The organism is Marinobacter sp. (genome assembly GCF_039977835.1).
Classification (GTDB): Bacteria; Pseudomonadota; Gammaproteobacteria; order Pseudomonadales; family Oleiphilaceae; genus Marinobacter.
In genome coordinates this window covers 1-16352 of record NZ_JBDWCL010000009.1, presented here as the reverse complement: position 1 = coordinate 16352, position 16352 = coordinate 1, and the positions used below count along the sequence as shown (strand labels likewise).

The following is a 16352-nucleotide window of genomic DNA, read 5'->3' as shown; positions in this document are numbered from 1 at the left end:
CATGCAAAACCCAGCAAAAGCGATCGTTCTTGCTCTCCTGGTCGCCATTCCGTCACCGTTTATCCTTGGCTTTCTGTTGGTGACTTTCACCCCGGAACTCTTCCAGATTCTCTCTCAGGCCGGTACTAGCGAGGACGCAACCAGTACCACGTTTGTATTGGGCAGCGCCCAGGGCATCGCAGCCTATATTATTGCTGTTGTTCTTTTCGGCCTGGCAGGATTCCTGACTGTGGCTCTGGCAGCCAAAAAACCGTCAGCCCTGAAGCAGCAGACCTCCCGCGCCAGTGCAGCCCCGCGTCAGGCAGCATCACGCCAACAAGCCGAGCCGGATTACGACGACGAGGATGATTTCGACGACACCACCCCCGAAGGCGACGAAGAGGGTACCGTGAAGTGGTTCAACGTCAAAAAAGGCTTTGGTTTTATTGTTCGTGACAGCGGCGATGAAGTCTTCGTTCACTTCCGTGCAATTCGCGGCCGTGGCCGCCGTGTACTGCGTCAGGGCCAGCTGGTCCGGTTCAGCGTAGTGGAAGCAGACAAGGGCCTGCAGGCCGACAATGTGTCTATCCTGAGCGACGACTGACCTTCGGTACCTTGCATCGAAAGAGGGGTAGCCAATGGCTACCCCTCTTTCGTTCGGTCAGTTCCAGACTGCCAGCTGTTCGCCCCGCTGATCCAGCCGCCACCAACGCTCGTCTTCTACCGGTTCGCCTTCCTTCCAGTCGCCAGGGCTGCAGCGAATCTCGGTATCCATGGCACGCCACGCACTGCGCGCGCAGTCCAGATCCGAAGCCCAGGGCAAATCTTCCCCTTCCAGAATGACTGACGTGAAGCGTTTGCCGCCGGCACCCGGGTACAGACTGACCCGAACACTATGCCCCCGGTACCACGCCCTGCCCTTCACTGCCCGGTCGCCCTGCGAATCATCTGCGAGCTCAATCTCATCGAGATGATTGGCTAGCCAGTCTGATACGGCTGATGACTCCAGGTCACGAATATAGATTTCGAGATCCCGCACCCTCTGTTTCTCCCACCGGTTGGTCACAATGGACAACATAGTGGACCGGGCCGGGACGCGCTGCAACCCAGCGCTCCAGTTCCTGGCGAAGGTCTTCCACCTTCAGTGTGCGAAGCGTTCCCTCCGCCTTGCGTTCATGCCACGCCACTTCCACCGCTGCCCGCTCAATAGCCGCGCTTTCGAGGGACTGCTCCAAGTCTTCCAGTGGCTGCTGTCGCGCCATTGCCACCAGCGCCTGGCGCCTCAACGTGTCTGTGGTCCCCGCAAGAGCCAGGCTTTCAACGGAGCCGCGTTCTGCAAACAGTTTTAGCCTGGCAGCCGCCCGCTCCACCCACTGGAGCATACCACCCGGATTACCCACCAACTGGCTCCTGCTCGACGCCGCATGGCGAATAAGTGCCTGGGACAGTTCGATGTTCCAGTGCCGCTCTATGGCAGGTTGGTGAGCTGTAAGAATGGCCGCCTTCTGTGCCGGGCTGGTAGCGGGCATATCGAAAATATCAAAATCCCTTCCCAGCGCCTGTTCCAGCTGCTCAACAGCTTTCCCAACACCTGGTGAATCCGGCCCCAGCAGGATGACGGGGCCCGGGTAGCCGGTGACCAGCTTTCGGGCCAGACTGAGTTCTGCCGACATCATGGCAACCAGGTCCACCGGCGATATGTTATCCAGTATCAGCGCGGGACAGAGTCTTCGATCTGTGCCAGAGGCGGGTAGTGACGGGCTGTCGTTTGTCATCACTTCCGCTTCATTGCGAAGGTCGATCCTGACAAATCCCGAGTCCAGAAACGGCAACAGCGCCTGCAACCAGCTGGTTTTGCCACTGCCCCTTGCACCACGGACCCACACCAGCGCACCGGGAACCGAGGCCAGGGTAATGGCCACGTCCTCGGCCAGAGACAGCCATTCGAGATCAGTGATCACCACAGGTGAATCGCCGGGGCCGGCGGGGCCGGCAGCCTCGCGCAGGCTTTCATCGGCTGCAGGCCAACGGCTCACCAGTTCCAGCACCGCAACATAGGCTTTTTCCTGCAGACGTTCTGTGTTGCGTGTCAGTACCGACAACAGGATAGGCCAATCAAGCCAGGGGGCGTCACTCAGTTCACGGGCGCAGGAGAACCAGTATATGAGTTGCGAGGCCAACAGGCCCTCGCCCCCCACTTCGGTGACAATAGGTTGTTCACACTGAATCGTGCGGGTCAGTTCATCCAGGTCGACGCCACAACCACGGAGGAAATCGCCTATAGCGGGCTCACCATCCAGCAGCGCCAGCAGGAAATCCTCTACGGTGATGGCGTAGCCACCGCGCTGGGCGACGCTGTCCCGGGCCCTTTGCAGTGCGGTTTGACAGAGGGGGCTCAGGCATCCTTGCCAGTCTTCCATTCACTTCTCCTTGTGTTTATCAATGGCACCTTCCTGGTGCCGATCTGATCAGACCCGGTTGTAGGTGTCCTCAAAACGCACGATGTCGTCCTCTCCGAGGTAGCTGCCGGTCTGCACTTCAATCAACTCCAGGGGAATCACGCCCGGATTGGTCAGCCGGTGCGTGACGCCCAGGGGTATATAGGTGGACTGGTCCTCCGTCAGCAGCAACACGTCGTCGCCGCGATTGACCGTTGCCGTTCCCTTGACCACCACCCAGTGTTCAGCACGGTGATGGTGCTTCTGTAGTGACAGGGACGCCCCGGGCTTGACGGTAATACGCTTGACCTGGAAGCGCTCGCCCATGGCTATGCCCTCGTAGGTGCCCCAGGGACGATGTACCTTCTTGTGGAACCGGTGTTCGTGACGGCCCTGGGCCTTGACCTGGGCAACCAGCTTTTTCACCTCCTGGACCCGGTTACGGTCGGCCACCAGCACCACGTCATCAGTTTCAACGATGACGTGGTCAGTGATGCCCAGCGCGGCAATCAGGCGACCTTCGGAGTGGATGTAGGAACCGGAAACGTCTTCGGTGATCACATCTCCCCGGCACACGTTATTGTTCTCATCGTGAGGCTGGATATCCCAGAGCGCAGACCAGGAACCGACATCTGACCAGCCGGCATCCAGAGGCACCACTACCGCGTCATGGGTTTTCTCCATCACGGCATAATCGATAGAGTCGTCGGGGCATGCCTTGAAGGCCTCTGCCCCCACCCGGGTGAAGTCCATGTCGGCATTACGTTCTTTCCAGGCTGCCCGGCAGGCCTTGAGCATATCCGGCTGCTGGCTTTCCAGCTCCTGCAGATAACGGTCGGCGCGGAACAGGAACATACCGCTATTCCAGAAATAGTCGCCCTCTTCCAGGTACTGGCGGGCGGTTTCTTCATCCGGCTTTTCCACAAAGGCGGCCACGTCATTAAAGCCCCCGTGAGCCTGGCCCGCCTTGATATAGCCGTAACCAGTGTGAGGTGCGCTGGGCACAATACCGAAAGTGACCAGTTTTCCCGCCCGGGCCGCTTCCGCGCCCTGGCTGACAGCCTGGCGAAACACTTTCTGATTCTTAAGCACGTGGTCTGAGGGCATTACCAGCAGCAGTTCCTCAGGGTTTTCCTCGGCAGCCGCCAGGGCCGCCAGGGCGATTGCCGGCGCCGTATTGCGTCCGACCGGTTCAAGAATGATACCGGCGCTGCGCTCTGGTGCCTGAGCCTGCAGGTGGGCGGCTACAACGAATCGATGTTCCTCGTTGGTGATTGCCATTACCCTGGCTTTTTCATCGATGGCAAGGCCACGGTCAATCGTTTCCGCCAGCAGGGTCTCTTCAGAGACTACCGGCAGAAATTGCTTTGGATAGGCTTCCCGGGAAAGCGGCCATAAGCGGGTGCCGGAACCACCAGAAAGAATCACTGCGAGCATAGGTCGTCCTTGTCTTGAATTTTCGCGAATTTTACCCCAAAGGCCGCCGGGTTGTCCCGCTGGCGGCAATTAAACCGGTTTCACCTTGGCTACAGCGGTTACCAGGTGCCGGTATTCTCCATGCTCGCCCAGGGTTCTTTCGGGGGCAGGGATTCGCCTTTCTGGAGTAATTCGATAGAGATGCCGTCCGGTGACCGGATAAAAGCCATATGACCATCGCGGGGCGGACGGTTGATGGTAACGCCGTTGGCGTGCAGGTGACTGCACAACCCATAGATGTCGTCCACCCGGTAGGCCAGGTGCCCGAAATTGCGGCCACCCGAATAGTCTTCGGGGTCCCAGTTGTAGGTCAGTTCGATCATTGGAGCCTTGTCTTCCCTGGCCCGCGCCTCGTCTTCAGCGGCTGCCAGGAAGACCAGGGTAAAGCGGCCTTTCTCGCTGCTTTTGCGGTTAATTTCAACCATACCGAGCAGGCCGCAGAAAAAGTGTAGGGTCTGCTCCAGATTACTTACACGGATCATGGTGTGAAGATACTGCATTTTGCGTCTCCTGTTGGGTTATGCTGCCGTCATGAGCCAACGCCCTGAAACCACAGCCCATCTTCAATACCGCGTTCCAGCCGTGCGCCACCTGGCGTGGATGTGCCATACCCCCCAGCTTATCAGCTCCCCGACAGGATTTATTCCGGAAAAACATCTGCCAGAAGATGCAGAGCAGCGACTACAGGCCTGGGACAATAACCCCGGCACCGGCCCGGCCGCTCTGACAGAGCAACCGGCCCGCCGCCTGGGGCAATATTTCGAGCGCCTGTACCAATGCTTTATGGAAGACCTGCTGGGATGGCAAATCCTGCTGAAGAACCAGCCCGTCAGACACAACGGCATCACCCTGGGTGAACTGGACTTTCTCGTCGTCAACCCGGCAAACGATACCGTTGAACACCATGAGATTGCCGTGAAGTTCTACCTTGGCCACCGTGGGGCTGGCCAGGAGACACCCCTCTGGTTCGGGCCCAATTCAAAGGATCGCCTGGATATTAAAACCCGGCGGCTGATCGACCATCAGAGCCGGATGACGCAAAGACCCGAAACCCGTGAGCTGCTGGCGTCACTGGGTATTGAGGTACCGGTCCGGCCACGGGTCTTCATGCCCGGCTACCTTTTCTATCCATTGGCCGAAACACTGCTAGCGCCCGCTGACGTACCACCGGACCACCTCCGGGGAAACTGGCTCTACATTGAGGACCTGGACGGAATGACTAACAGCACAGAGCGATGGGTGCCGTTGACCAAACCGCACTGGCTCGGTCCGTGGCGGCAGAGGCAGGCTCCCGACGCCCGGCAGACCGAGCAGGCACTGGAGGTTGTCCGATCAGCCGGCATTCCCCGCCTGTTTGCCAGGCTGGAGCGATCTCAGATTGACGGTTACTGGCAGGAAACATCACGCGTTTTCGTTGTTCCGGGTAGCTGGCCCGCTTCATCCAGCCAGAACCGGAGCTAGACGGCTTCCAGTTCTACCCGGTTGCGGCCACGTTCCTTGCTGAGATAGAGCGCACGATCAGCCCTGTTGATGGCCGAATTCAGATCGTCAGTCCCCCGAAACTCGCTGACACCGGCGCTGAAGGTAGGTCATATGCCGGCGGTTGAAGAGGCCGGTTAGCGAGTCCGTTGTGGCCATTCGCCGTAATTTTCTGTTGGCCGCTGTCACCATGGTGAGATAGAAGAACGAGAGATAACCGAACATGGCAAACACCACGCTCAGGTTGAACAGGTAAACGCCAAGCAGTGCACCGGGCGCAATGGGCTGCAGCGGTTCCACAAACCACATCAACAGATGGAGCGAAACGTAGTAGCTCCATAACCCTGCCAACGCCACTACCGCTGCTCGCGGTTGCATGCTCACGAACAGCGCAGGAATGAACATCAGCAGGTAGTAGTGAAAACCACTCTCCCAACCGATGAGCACGATGCCGAGACCTGCGTGAATGATCACTTCAGCCCAGATGAGTGTGATGGCCAGGTGGAAACACCTGTGCTGTGTCAGTCGTTCCCGTGGCACCCGCGAATGCGTATCAGTTGTAAAGAATCGGGCGCATGCTAATCTCTGAACACGAAACTGTTATTTGTTCCCGTTCTGGATAAAAAAAGATGTCTCCGCATGGATCGCACGCTCACAGACGGTTGCTGAATCAACTCCGCAGGGTACTACTTGGCACTGCAATAGCCTGCATGATCCCCCTCAACCTTCACGCCGATGAAAAAGAAACGGTCGTCAGGCTCACCTCTGGGCACTGGCCGCCGTACATGGAATACAACCCACCCCACTTCGGGGTAATCTCGCGCATAGTAACCCTCGCTTTTGCCAAACAGGACACACCGGTAACTTACGGCTTCTTTCCCTGGTCCCGGGCCCTGATGCTCGCTGAGAAAGGCCTCTGGGACGGCTCCGTAGCCTGGACCTGTCGCCCGGAAATGATCCGGAGTTTCTTTTTCAGCGACCCCATCGTTGCCCACCACTATGTTCTGTTCCACCGCACGAGCATGGACTTTGATTGGGGCCGGGTAGTGGACCTGGAAAGCTATCGCATCGGCCTCACCCAAGACTACAACTACGGTGAAACCTTCGAGGAAGCGGTTGCCGCCGGTACCATTAATGCGGAAAAGACCACATCCGACATAGCCAACTTCCGCAAGCTGGCCGCAGGCCGTATCGACCTGTTTCCCATGGAGCCGGCGGTTGGCATCAAAATGCTGCGGGAGCTGGGCTTGGAAGACAAGATTACCTTTCACTCCACTCCGTTGCAGTCAGACTATCTTTACCTGATTCTGTCCCGGCGGGTACCTGACAACGAGCGATATCTGAAAGAGTTTAATAACGGCTTGAGCGAGCTGCGCGAATCCGGCCGGCTGGAGTCATTAATTGACTCCTCACTGCCAGATTTGCCAGTTCGGTATCTGGTGGTTGAGGATGAGGGTTCAACGTGTGGGGAGTAGGTAAGCAGCCGGGCTATCCGGTGCTCCATCCGGAATATTCAGGCCCGCGCATAGCCACCATTCATGGCCTGTTCGCCCGTGAGCTGATGGAAAAACATCTGGCGAAGTTTCTGCAAGCTTACGGGTACGAAGACACGACGGTTTATGGCCATGTCTATCCTGCCCGCCGGATCGCGAGCGATCTTGCCAGTGCAGCCAAAACCGGCCGGCCCATTGCGGTGGTTGGCTTCAGCCAGGGTGGTTTCCAGGCGGTCAAAGTGGCCCATGAGCTAACCAGCCAAGGCATTGAGGTTCCGCTACTGGTGACCATTGCGGCCGGCGGACTGGGCCGACTGGTGCCCACCCGTTGGGGATCGAATCCGCGAAAACTACCTGCGAACGTAAAGCGCTGCCTGAACGTTTATGCCGAGGGAGATCCCCTGGGATCCGACAGGCAATCCGACCGCAACAGAGTCTGGTCGAATGACGAAGGACAATTGATCGAAAACGTCGATTTTCCCGCTTCCGAGGCGGTCTCTCATATCGAGCTGGTGAGGTGTTACCCCGAAGCCAAAGTGCATCCGGCGGTGAGAGCCCGGTGTCTGGACCGGTTGTTGTGGCATCTTGGTGCTATAACAGTCTGATCCCACTCCCCTTTGCACTTCGGTTTGAATCTCATGGGTCTGTTTGCTGATACCTCTGAGAAACACAAGATCCGAATTTAGGGGGCGGCTCTTACGCTACCCTGCTATTCATAACCCGCCTCATTTCGGCATCTGGCAACTGATTACAACCTCGCTTCCGGATTTTCCGGCTCGATAGGTGATGAAGGGAGCAGGGTGCGGTGTGTAGAATGAGAAAATATACGAGTCAAATCAGTGTTTCTAGCCACGTTTCTCCAACCTGGAACTGCAAATACATATGAAAAGGGGCACAGAAGAGCCAATGAGGGTTTCCAAGTCCGAGTTAGAAAGAACCAGTAAATTTCTCAGCTATGTTCTTCGCCATTGTCCCGAGGATATCGGAGTTTTCTTAGACCCTGATGGTTGGGCATCCATCTCAGAGCTAATTAACAAAGCGAAACCTCAAATTGTCCTTTCGGAGGCACTGATAAAAAAAGTTGTTGAAACTAGTGGCAAACAACGGTTTAAGATTTCAGATGACGAGCAAAAAATAAGAGCTAACCAAGGCCACTCAGTTGAAGTTGATCTAAAGCTGATACAGAGTGAGCCTCCCCCAGAACTGTTTCACGGCACTGCTACACGCTTTTTAAATTCGATCAATCAAGAAGGGTTAAAACCAGGCCAACGGCATCACGTCCATTTGTCTACAGATATCGACATTGCCACATCTGTAGGCCAACGGTATGGCAAGCCTGTTATCTTGAAAATCGATGCTGAAAACATGTTTAAACAAGGCTACAGTTTCTATCTTTCGGATAACCAAGTATGGCTTACTGACCATGTTCCGCCAGAATTTTTGTGGTTTTATAACAGAGGAGATTTTTAGCTACCTTCGTACTCTATTGTTGCTTCTAAAGCACTCCTTAGCCAATCCCAAAAGCTAGCCAATTCCTGCTTGAGCTCATAACCAGGGCTGGCGAAGTCATGGATAATAACAACACCAGCTCTACCCTTTTCCCAACAAGCGACATCATCGTTGTCCTCGCGACGGGCAAATGGTACCAACTGCCTTTCCGGATAACGCTCCTTTATACCTCTAAACCGAGTGCGAAGCCTTTCACCTTGTAAAATAATCCAAGGATCAAAGTCCAATAACCCTTGGTCAACTATCCGCAAAAACTGTTCCGGGTAGTGAAACCAACCAGGAGACTCAGACCGAGTAAACAATTGATCAAGACTGCAATTATTCATTAGAGAAATATCTTTAAAACACACTAATTACCAATTGATGACAAAAAATCACTGAAACTATCAATAGAATACCTACTGCCCCAATTAACATACCGGAGATCACTCTCTCCAGTGTAAAAATAAATCTTTGGATTACCAGTGCTATCATCCCCGTCAAAACAGGCTATATCTCCACTATCATCAGATTTAGCAAAAGGAATTAAAGTTTTTTCACTACTCAAATCTTCATTTAGTATTTTAAAACAACGCATTGTGAAGTTTGGGCGTTTACCAAGCAACCACCACGGACGTTCGAGCTCCCGACATGAGTTAACGAAGCTTACATAGTCATCCGGGTACGAAAAATCCTTACTAACAGCATTTTTTTCAATGAAATACATAACACTAGATCCCATTATCACTTATATGTTAATTCGGGGTCATATAGAGAGCCTCGAGGAAATACTTGCCAGAAACTTCCTCGATAATACTCTCCCTCCTGGCCTTCAATACGATATTGAATCGCCTCTCCCCAAGTTGCTGGCTCAGGACTATTTGTTCTAGTAAACCGCATTACCTCTCCAGGTGTTAGCTCTTCATTAAGTGATCGAACCCTTGCATGTATATCTATACCTGCCCGACGCGCTGCCAAAATTCGTGTATTGTCCATGCTAGTGATACCACCATCGGGCATCCGCACTACATCAACCGGGTCCCCTTGCCAGCCATTTAGCCTCATACTTTCAACCAAATCATCAAAAGTATAAGTTTGACCTGTCTTTCTATCGATTTTATGAAAAGAAACCGTATTCTGAGAGAACGCCACGTCCCTAGGATCAAAAGTTTGTATGGAGTTTCTAATAGATTTATCAGGCCCATTTTTCAGCTCTGACACCAGCCCCAACGGATCCACCCACCCCGTCGGATTCGGAACATACTGGTAGTTATTCAACCCACCCGCAAGCCCGATCGGGTCCGGGGTCAGGAAGCGGCCGGTGTTGGGGTTGTAGTACCGGTGGCGGTTGTAATGGAGGCCGGTTTCCGGGTCGTGGTATTGGCCCTGGAAGCGAATCGGGTTGTCGATTTCGTTGACCAGGGCGCGGACTACGTTGCCGTAGGCGCGGTAAGTCACTGACCAGACCAGGTCGCCCTGGGCGTTGGTCAGTTCCTGGGGTGTGCCCAGGTGGTCCAGGTGGTAGTAATAGATGTTTGCCTGTTCCGGACCGTAGCCATCTAACAGGGCCAAGGGCTTGAAGGTATCTGGCTCGTAGATGTAGGTACGGTACTGATCGCGGGTTTCCTCGGCGATCAGGCGATCGCCCTGCCAGAGGAATTCGGTCCGGGTCAGGCCGTTGGTTTTGGAGATGCGGCGGCCGAAGGCGTCGTATTCGTAGTGCCAGGTGCTGCCGTCCGGTTTGGTGACGCTGGTCAGCCGGTGTTCGCAATCGTAGCTGTAGCGGGTAACCAGTTTCTGATCCTTACCCCGGCGTTCTTCGGTGAGGTTGCCGAAGTCGTCGTATTCGTAGTGACAGTCGCCGTGCATGGTGAGGCGGTTGCCGCGTACATTTGCGCTGCTTCCGCTGGCAGGGCTCTGGCTCTGTTCCAGCAGGTTGCCGGCCGGGTCATGGATCAGTTGTTCGTACAGGTCACCGCGCACGCCAACCAGCCGGTCCATGGGGTCGTAGACGTATTCCCGCAGGCCTTTGCGGCTGTCCTGGATGGCTTTGAGGTTGCCGTTCGGGTCGTACTGGTAATCCCGCTGGGCGGCGATGTCCTTGATACGGCCCTGGTGAACCCGGTGCTGGGTCAGGCGGCCTTCTTCGTCGTAGACGTAGGCGCTCAGCAGGTCGCCCTGCTGCCGTTCGATTTCCTCGCCGGTGGCCGCCATACGATGGCGGGTCAGCGGTTGGCCGTTCAGGTCGATGCCTGATAGCAGGCCGGATTTGTCGTGCTGGTAGGCCAGTGCCTGGCCATCGGGCAGGACCATACCGCTCAGACGGTCCATGTCATCGTAACGATATTGCAGGGTTGCCCAGCCCTGGTGTTCTGTCTTCAACAGCCCAAATTCGTCGTACTCGAAAGCCAGCGGCCAGTGCCCGTCATCCACGGCAGTAAGCTTGCCGTCGGCGTTGTAGCCGTACTGGATTTCACGGCCGTCTGGCAACACTTTTTTCAGTAACTGCCCGAGTTCGTCGCGCTCATAGGCCGTGGTTTGCAGGACATCGCTGGCAGTTCCGTACTCAGCCTTCTCAATCAGGTGGCCGTTCAGGTCGTACTGGTAGGCGGTGCGATGGCCGTCAAAGGCGGTTTCCTGTTTGACCAGACCGTTCGGGTAATAATCAATGCCATATTCTTCACCCCGTTCGTTCTCGATGTGGGTGAGCAGGAAGCGGTGATGATCATAACGGTAGCGCAGTTCGCTGCCGTCCGGGTTGATGCGTCGGGTCAGCAGGTGTAGGTTGTTGCCGTACTCGTAGCGGGTTTCCCGACCCTTCTCGTCAACAAAGCGCGTCACTTTGTTGTAGTGATTGTAGTGGTACTGTCGGCGCCGGTTGCCGGAGAGAATTTCGTCCGTCACCCGCCCCAGGCCATCGTACTGGTAACGGGTAATAGCACCGCGGGCATCTTTCTTGGCCAACAGCTGGCCGAATTCGTCGTACCGGTATTGGTAGAAAGCGCCAGTGGGCGTGGTTTCCTCGATCAACTGGCCGTGGCTGTTCCAGCCCCATTTGTGGGTTCGTCCGTCTGGCAGGTGGACCTGGGTGAGCTGGCCCTGGGGGTTGTAGCTGTAGCGGGTTACGCGCCCCTTTGGATCGGTCTCGCGGGAAAGGTCGCCGTGGCGGGTGTAATCGAACGCCCAGGTCTGGCCATTGCGGTGGATTTCCGCGATCCGCCCCTTGCGGTAGGTGAACAGGACGGGCTGTCCGTCCGGGCCAGTTTTGCCCTGAAGCCGGCCACTCTTGTCGTACTGATATTCGGTACGCGCACCCATGGGGTCAACAGTGGCTTGCAGGCGGCCTTTCTCGTCGTATTCGCTGATGTGTTTGGCGCCGTCCGGGTCGATCTTTTCCTGCAGTTGGGCGCGACCATCGTAATGCCAGATTTCCTTGCTGCCGTCGACGTAGCTAACGGTGCAGGTGTGATTGTCGTCATCCCATTCAAACCGGGTATCAACCTGGGCGCTGTCGCCCCATTGGTGAACGCAGCGCCCTTTGGGCGAGGCTTCATCCCATTCCAGATAGAAGCTGTAGCCACCGGCAAGCTGACGACTGGTCAGCATGTGGTTGTCATAACCGTAGCGTTCGATACCACCGACCGCATCCTCAGCCGCAATCAGGTCGTCGCTGTCATCGTATTCGTAGCGGCCCTCGGTCCGAAGTGTATGCCATTGGTAGCCAGTGTCTGCGAGCGTGCGCCGCAGCCGGGTAACGGCCCTGAGATATGGGCCGTCAAATTCGAAGGCCAGGGCATCGCCCGCCTCGCTGGTTACTCGTTCGAGCTGACCGTGGAGATCATAGCCAACCTGCAACTTGTTGCCATAGCGGTCGGAAATCTGCACCAGAACGCCGCGGTCGCCCTCCCGGCGGAAGTGGTAGCGCGGGGCTTTTTCCCCGGCGCAGGTAACAATCTGCTCGCCCTCTTTCCAGGCGGCCATGCCGGTCTGGGAATTGGTCCCGAAGGGGGCACTGTCGAGCTCTGGCAGGCGGGTATTCTTGCCTTCGTGGTCGTGCCAGGTAACGCCGCTGCCATCAAAACTCAGGCTGTGGTTCAGGCTGTGGCGCCAGCCGTATCCCATGTCCAGGCGGCGGTCACTGCTGCCGGAGCGGTACACCCGCTTGAATTCGAAGGGCAACGGACCACTGAGCCGCGCATCCGTCAGCTCAAGCACCTCTTCACCGGTAACCGTGCTTATCGGGTCCTCCACCTTTGCCGTGGATTCGTTGTCCCGGGTAACCCGGCCCTGGTCGGTTTCAGAGGGCGACGGCTCGTCCCGCACGGGAGCATTGCTGGTCTCGCTGGCTGCGGCATGGTCACGGCCACCAGACTGTAAGTTCACAACCTCGTCATCATCAGCAATCTGCTGGTACATGGCGTTGCGGTTGCGAACCTCCGGGCCGCGCTGGGTGTTGGACGGGTTCAGGCGACTGCCTCCGGCAACCTGGATGGTGCGGTGATTGGTGCTGATATCCTCCATGAAATCCTGGAATTCTTTGGCGAACTGGCCAAGAAATTCACCGAGGATGTTCTTGCTGGTACGGGCGCTGTCCGCCACGTTCATGGCGCTGGCAGCCGCTTTGCTGCCGATGCGCGCGCCATACTTGGCGGCCAGCCCGGCGCCGCCGGTAATGATGAGACCGACAACCACATCGAACAGGATCTGCCCTACCAGCTCACCGGACACTTCTGCCACCTGGGTTGGCGACAGCAGGCGGAAATACTGGCGAACGGTGTACATCACCAGGAACAGGAAGATCTCGTCGTTGGCGACCAGGCACGCCTTGAGATAGGCGTCGTCGGCCTTTTTCAGGGTTTCCATCTGCTCCTGGAGGTCTTCCGGCAGGTTACTGAAGTCGTAGTCCAGCAAACCACAAATCACGTCGTAGATGCGGCGTATATCATCCAGTACCCCTGTGAATCCATCCGCGATACCTTCCTGCAGGCGACCGTAGACGGCTAGCGACTGCTCAGTGGAACTCATCGACAGATAACTTTCCCATTCCTGGCGGGCGCCGTTATTCCAGGTGTTCTCCAACAAAGCGCAGCACCGCTCTACAAAGCCTTCGTAGGTATCATAGAGCGCGTCCAGGTCCGCCTGGGAGACGTCGGGGGACATCACAACCCGGTATTCCTTGCCCGGTGCCACCGGCACTTCCGCGACGCCGTTTTCATCCGTGGTGCTGCTATGGATGGTGTCCCAGCTATCGAATACCCAGCCGGTATTTTCCTGGATTTCGAAGCGCGTGGAGGGAATCGGGGTCTTTCTTACATTCTCATGGAAGTGGGCAATCTTGATCTTGCGGGTTTCTTCGCAGGGAGCCACCGTGGACGACACCACTTCGTCCTCACTGACATCCTCACGATTGCCCTCGCCGTTTACCTCCAGAACCTGCTCATGGCCCATGAAAACGGAAGAAAACCAACCATCACGCCATTCGTCATAGGTTGCCGTGAGGGATTCCCGCAGCTCGCGGGTAATGGCATTGATATCCGGAAGCGCGTCGGATGTCTGTTCTGAAGTCTGAAGAGCCGTCCGTGACTCGATCATTGATTCATCCTCAATCAGTGTACGCCCTTGGGTGCCTCACGCAGCAGGGCATTGTGTATGGTTTGCACGTGCTCCGAAGAGAGCTCGGTAACAACCTCACCGCCGGTCAGGCGGCGCAAATGGCGCTCGACTTTCTGGCGGGCGATGGGCTGCGGGTACTGGTTCAGCGGGGAGTGCTTCTTCTTGCTGAGGGCGGAAATAGTGTTATCCACCAGACACTCCCAACAGAGAACGGCAATCTTCTCCAGGGTTTCAGCCGGCAGGGAAAACCACGGAAATTCTGGCGGTGATGTTGAATGGTCCGGCGTGCCTGGATGATGTGTCACCTTGCCGTCCGGCAGAACGACGGCGTGCGCAGGACCCATCAGTCTGGCGCGGCAGATATCGTCAACTCCCGAAAGAATGGCGCCAAGATAGCGGGCGTCCCAGTAGCGGAAAAACACCTCCTTCCCGTCCGGCAGCACAATCTTTGTAAGGCTGCGAATATGCCCAAACACCTCTTCCAGGGAGGCATCGCTGACGAGCCCCCATCCCCAATCCACACTGTCAGTTTCGCCAATCCAGTCGAGGAACTCGCTTGTGTCTGTCACCTGGACGAGGAAGGGCATCACTTCGTGCCAGCCCGCATATTGGGTGCCCTGAAATAGCGGGAGGGCCGTCAGGCCATCGGTTGCGTAGAAGTGCTGTACCGGTTTGGCTGCACTGGTGCCGCTCAGGACGAGGTACACAGAACTCGGGTTTTCCGCTGGCTGGCTGGCAACCTGCAACTGTGCCCGGAAATCACACGGCTCAGACATCACAGACCCCGTCACGACACTTCACACACTCTTCGCAGAACGGTGCATCCGACATCAGGTTATTGAACTGGGGGGCGGTAAGAGGCATTTCCGCGAGCCTTGCAGGTTGAACGGCTTCATGTATAAGCCCTTCTAGGTCCTGTGGCATTTCCGCCATCACAACACCCTGCCCCGAGCCACTGCCGGGCGCCCCACCGGAATTGATCTTGATGCCCGGGCCCGCCAGCGTCACGCCACTCGGGTCCAGTTTCAGCAGGCTGCCGCCGGCGGAAATGGTGAGTTCGGCGCCGGCGTCCAGTACTACCTTGGCACCGGCCTTGTGGTGTACTTCGGTGCCGGCTTCGCTGAGGGTGCCCTGGGCAGACTTCTGGTGGAAGGTGCCGCCGATGTTCTCGCTGCAGTCGCCGCCGATGGTCTCGCGCTTCTCGCCATTCACGGTGCAGTGGTCATTGCCCTTGATGTGACTGAAATCGTTGTTGTCCACCGTTCGGTGGCTTTCGTTTTTAACAACCTCGGTACGGTTGTTTTCCGTCAGCAGGTCCAGGTCTTTCTGGGCATGGATGTAGATCTGTTCCTTGTCCGCTTCGTCTTCGAATCTCAGTTCGTTACTGCCCTCCCCCTTGTGGGTCTGGGTCTTGAGGGTGGTTCGGGTCTTATGTTCCGGCAGCGCATAAGGCGGTGTGTTGGTGGCGTGATAGGTTCTTCCGGTAATGATGGGCTGATCCGGGTCGCCGTCCAGGAAGCTGACGATGACTTCGTTGCCGATTCTGGGGAGTGCCATGAAGCCATACTGGCCGCCCGCCCAGCCCTGGCTGACTCTGAGCCAGGCGCTGCTGTGTTCGTCGTTTTTGCTGTAACGGTCCCAGGGGAACCGCACTTTGACCCGCCCGTGTTCGTCGCAGTGAATCTCTTCGCCTTCTGGGCCGGTAACGATGGCGATCTGGGGGCCGTCCATCAGGGGCCGGTGGTCCACCTGGGGGCGCCAGGTGCGGTCCGCCGGAATGGCATTGAAGGCGTTGTGGTAGGTGGTAGCGCCACTGTTACCGTCTTCTTCCAGGGCCTGGGGTTGTTCGCCGGTGTGGGCGATGCTGGTTAACAGCCACTCCCGGTTCAGGGCCGGGTTGTCGTGTTCGGTGAGCTCGACCTTGGCACCCACGGTGAAGTCGGGGCGGTTGCTCTGGCCGTTGGCGGTGGTGGCGTCGTTTCTCAGGGCATCCAGACGGTTTTCGGTGAACGGCTGGCCACTGGCGTCCTGTTTGAAGCGGCCGGGGTAGTCGTAGTGCTGGTAGTCTTCGCGCTGGCCTTTCAGTTTGTCGGCCTGCTGTTCATGCATTAATGCGTAAGCCGGGTTTTTGAAGGTGTAGTCCTTCATGGCCACGGAGGCGGCCTTGATCCGCTCCCGGTAGCTGAACTGGAAGACGGCGCTCTGGCGGCTGCTGCCGCCGGCCTTGCCGTTGTATTCCACAAGCTCAAGCCTGGGAGCGTCGCCGTGGTGGTCGGCGATGATCAGGGCGGGTTGGTCGTTGCCTTCCACATCACCGTGACTATAACGGTAGTGCCAGCCTTCCTCGGCCGCCAGCCGTTCGATAAAAGCCAGGTCGCTTTCCCGG

The 16352-nt window shown here is 56.9% G+C and carries 15 protein-coding genes; 5 read left to right on the top strand and 10 right to left on the bottom strand.

All coding sequences use genetic code 11. From position 1 onward, the window contains the following. The first annotated feature begins 1 nt into the window (after position 1). Positions 2-583 carry a cold shock domain-containing protein gene (locus tag ABJM11_RS03985; protein WP_348292957.1) on the top strand — a complete coding sequence of 194 codons (582 nt, stop codon included), beginning with the start codon at positions 2-4 and terminating at the stop codon, positions 581-583. 57 nt (positions 584-640) lie between these two features. Here the strand turns inward: ABJM11_RS03985 and ABJM11_RS03980 are convergent, their stop codons facing one another. The 4 genes from ABJM11_RS03980 to ABJM11_RS03965 form a co-directional block, all read right to left on the bottom strand. Beyond that, a complete protein-coding gene (locus ABJM11_RS03980) occupies positions 641-1018 on the bottom strand; it encodes a hypothetical protein (protein WP_348292955.1) in 378 nt (125 codons plus the stop codon). Continuing rightward, on the bottom strand, positions 990-2399 hold the full coding sequence (locus ABJM11_RS03975; protein ID WP_348292953.1) for a hypothetical protein: 1410 nt from the start codon (positions 2397-2399) through the stop codon (positions 990-992). Before ABJM11_RS03975 ends, ABJM11_RS03980 begins: the two co-directional genes overlap by 29 nt. 48 nt (positions 2400-2447) lie before the next feature. After that, a complete protein-coding gene (locus ABJM11_RS03970; RefSeq protein WP_348292952.1) occupies positions 2448-3854 on the bottom strand; it encodes a mannose-1-phosphate guanylyltransferase/mannose-6-phosphate isomerase in 1407 nt (468 codons plus the stop codon). A gap of 98 nt (positions 3855-3952) precedes the next feature. Continuing rightward, positions 3953-4393 carry a VOC family protein gene (locus ABJM11_RS03965; RefSeq protein WP_348292951.1) on the bottom strand — a complete coding sequence of 147 codons (441 nt, stop codon included), beginning with the start codon at positions 4391-4393 and terminating at the stop codon, positions 3953-3955. Between the two features lie 31 nt (positions 4394-4424). On the opposite strand from ABJM11_RS03965, the gene ABJM11_RS03960 reads away from it, so the two are divergent. Next, complete coding sequence (locus tag ABJM11_RS03960; RefSeq protein WP_348292950.1) at positions 4425-5354, top strand: DUF1853 family protein; 930 nt, start codon at positions 4425-4427, stop codon at positions 5352-5354. Between the two features lie 87 nt (positions 5355-5441). Here the strand turns inward: ABJM11_RS03960 and ABJM11_RS03955 are convergent, their stop codons facing one another. Further along, positions 5442-5912: a hypothetical protein gene (locus tag ABJM11_RS03955; protein ID WP_348292949.1), complete on the bottom strand. Its 471-nt coding sequence runs from the start codon at positions 5910-5912 to the stop codon at positions 5442-5444. Positions 5913-6082: 170 nt separating this feature from the next. Here ABJM11_RS03955 and ABJM11_RS03950 point away from each other — a divergent pair, with 170 nt between their 5' ends. The 3 genes from ABJM11_RS03950 to ABJM11_RS03940 all read left to right on the top strand — a co-directional run bounded on the left by ABJM11_RS03950 (position 6083) and on the right by ABJM11_RS03940 (position 8335). Then, entirely contained in the window at positions 6083-6847 is a 765-nt protein-coding gene (locus ABJM11_RS03950) for a transporter substrate-binding domain-containing protein (protein ID WP_348292948.1), read from the top strand. Then, entirely contained in the window at positions 6835-7470 is a 636-nt protein-coding gene (locus tag ABJM11_RS03945; protein ID WP_348292947.1) for a hypothetical protein, read from the top strand. Before ABJM11_RS03950 ends, ABJM11_RS03945 begins: the two co-directional genes overlap by 13 nt. Before the next feature lie 301 nt (positions 7471-7771). After that, on the top strand, positions 7772-8335 hold the full coding sequence (locus tag ABJM11_RS03940) for an RNA 2'-phosphotransferase (protein ID WP_348292946.1): 564 nt from the start codon (positions 7772-7774) through the stop codon (positions 8333-8335). On the opposite strand, the gene ABJM11_RS03935 is transcribed toward ABJM11_RS03940, so the two are convergent. The 5 genes from ABJM11_RS03935 to ABJM11_RS03915 all read right to left on the bottom strand — a co-directional run. Next, positions 8332-8700 carry a hypothetical protein gene (locus ABJM11_RS03935; protein ID WP_348292944.1) on the bottom strand — a complete coding sequence of 123 codons (369 nt, stop codon included), beginning with the start codon at positions 8698-8700 and terminating at the stop codon, positions 8332-8334. The genes ABJM11_RS03940 and ABJM11_RS03935 overlap by 4 nt on opposite strands. A gap of 23 nt (positions 8701-8723) precedes the next feature. Continuing rightward, on the bottom strand, positions 8724-9080 hold the full coding sequence (locus tag ABJM11_RS03930) for an SMI1/KNR4 family protein (RefSeq protein ID WP_348292943.1): 357 nt from the start codon (positions 9078-9080) through the stop codon (positions 8724-8726). A 17-nt stretch (positions 9081-9097) separates the two neighbouring features. Next, positions 9098-13945 carry an RHS repeat-associated core domain-containing protein gene (locus ABJM11_RS03925; RefSeq protein WP_348292942.1) on the bottom strand — a complete coding sequence of 1616 codons (4848 nt, stop codon included), beginning with the start codon at positions 13943-13945 and terminating at the stop codon, positions 9098-9100. Between the two features lie 14 nt (positions 13946-13959). Then, positions 13960-14742, bottom strand: a complete 783-nt coding sequence (locus ABJM11_RS03920) for a DUF4123 domain-containing protein (RefSeq protein WP_348292941.1) — start codon at positions 14740-14742, stop codon at positions 13960-13962. Next, a partial coding sequence (locus ABJM11_RS03915; RefSeq protein ID WP_348292939.1) for a type VI secretion system tip protein TssI/VgrG occupies positions 14735-16352 on the bottom strand: 1618 nt, incomplete at its 5' end. The genes ABJM11_RS03915 and ABJM11_RS03920, both read right to left, overlap by 8 nt.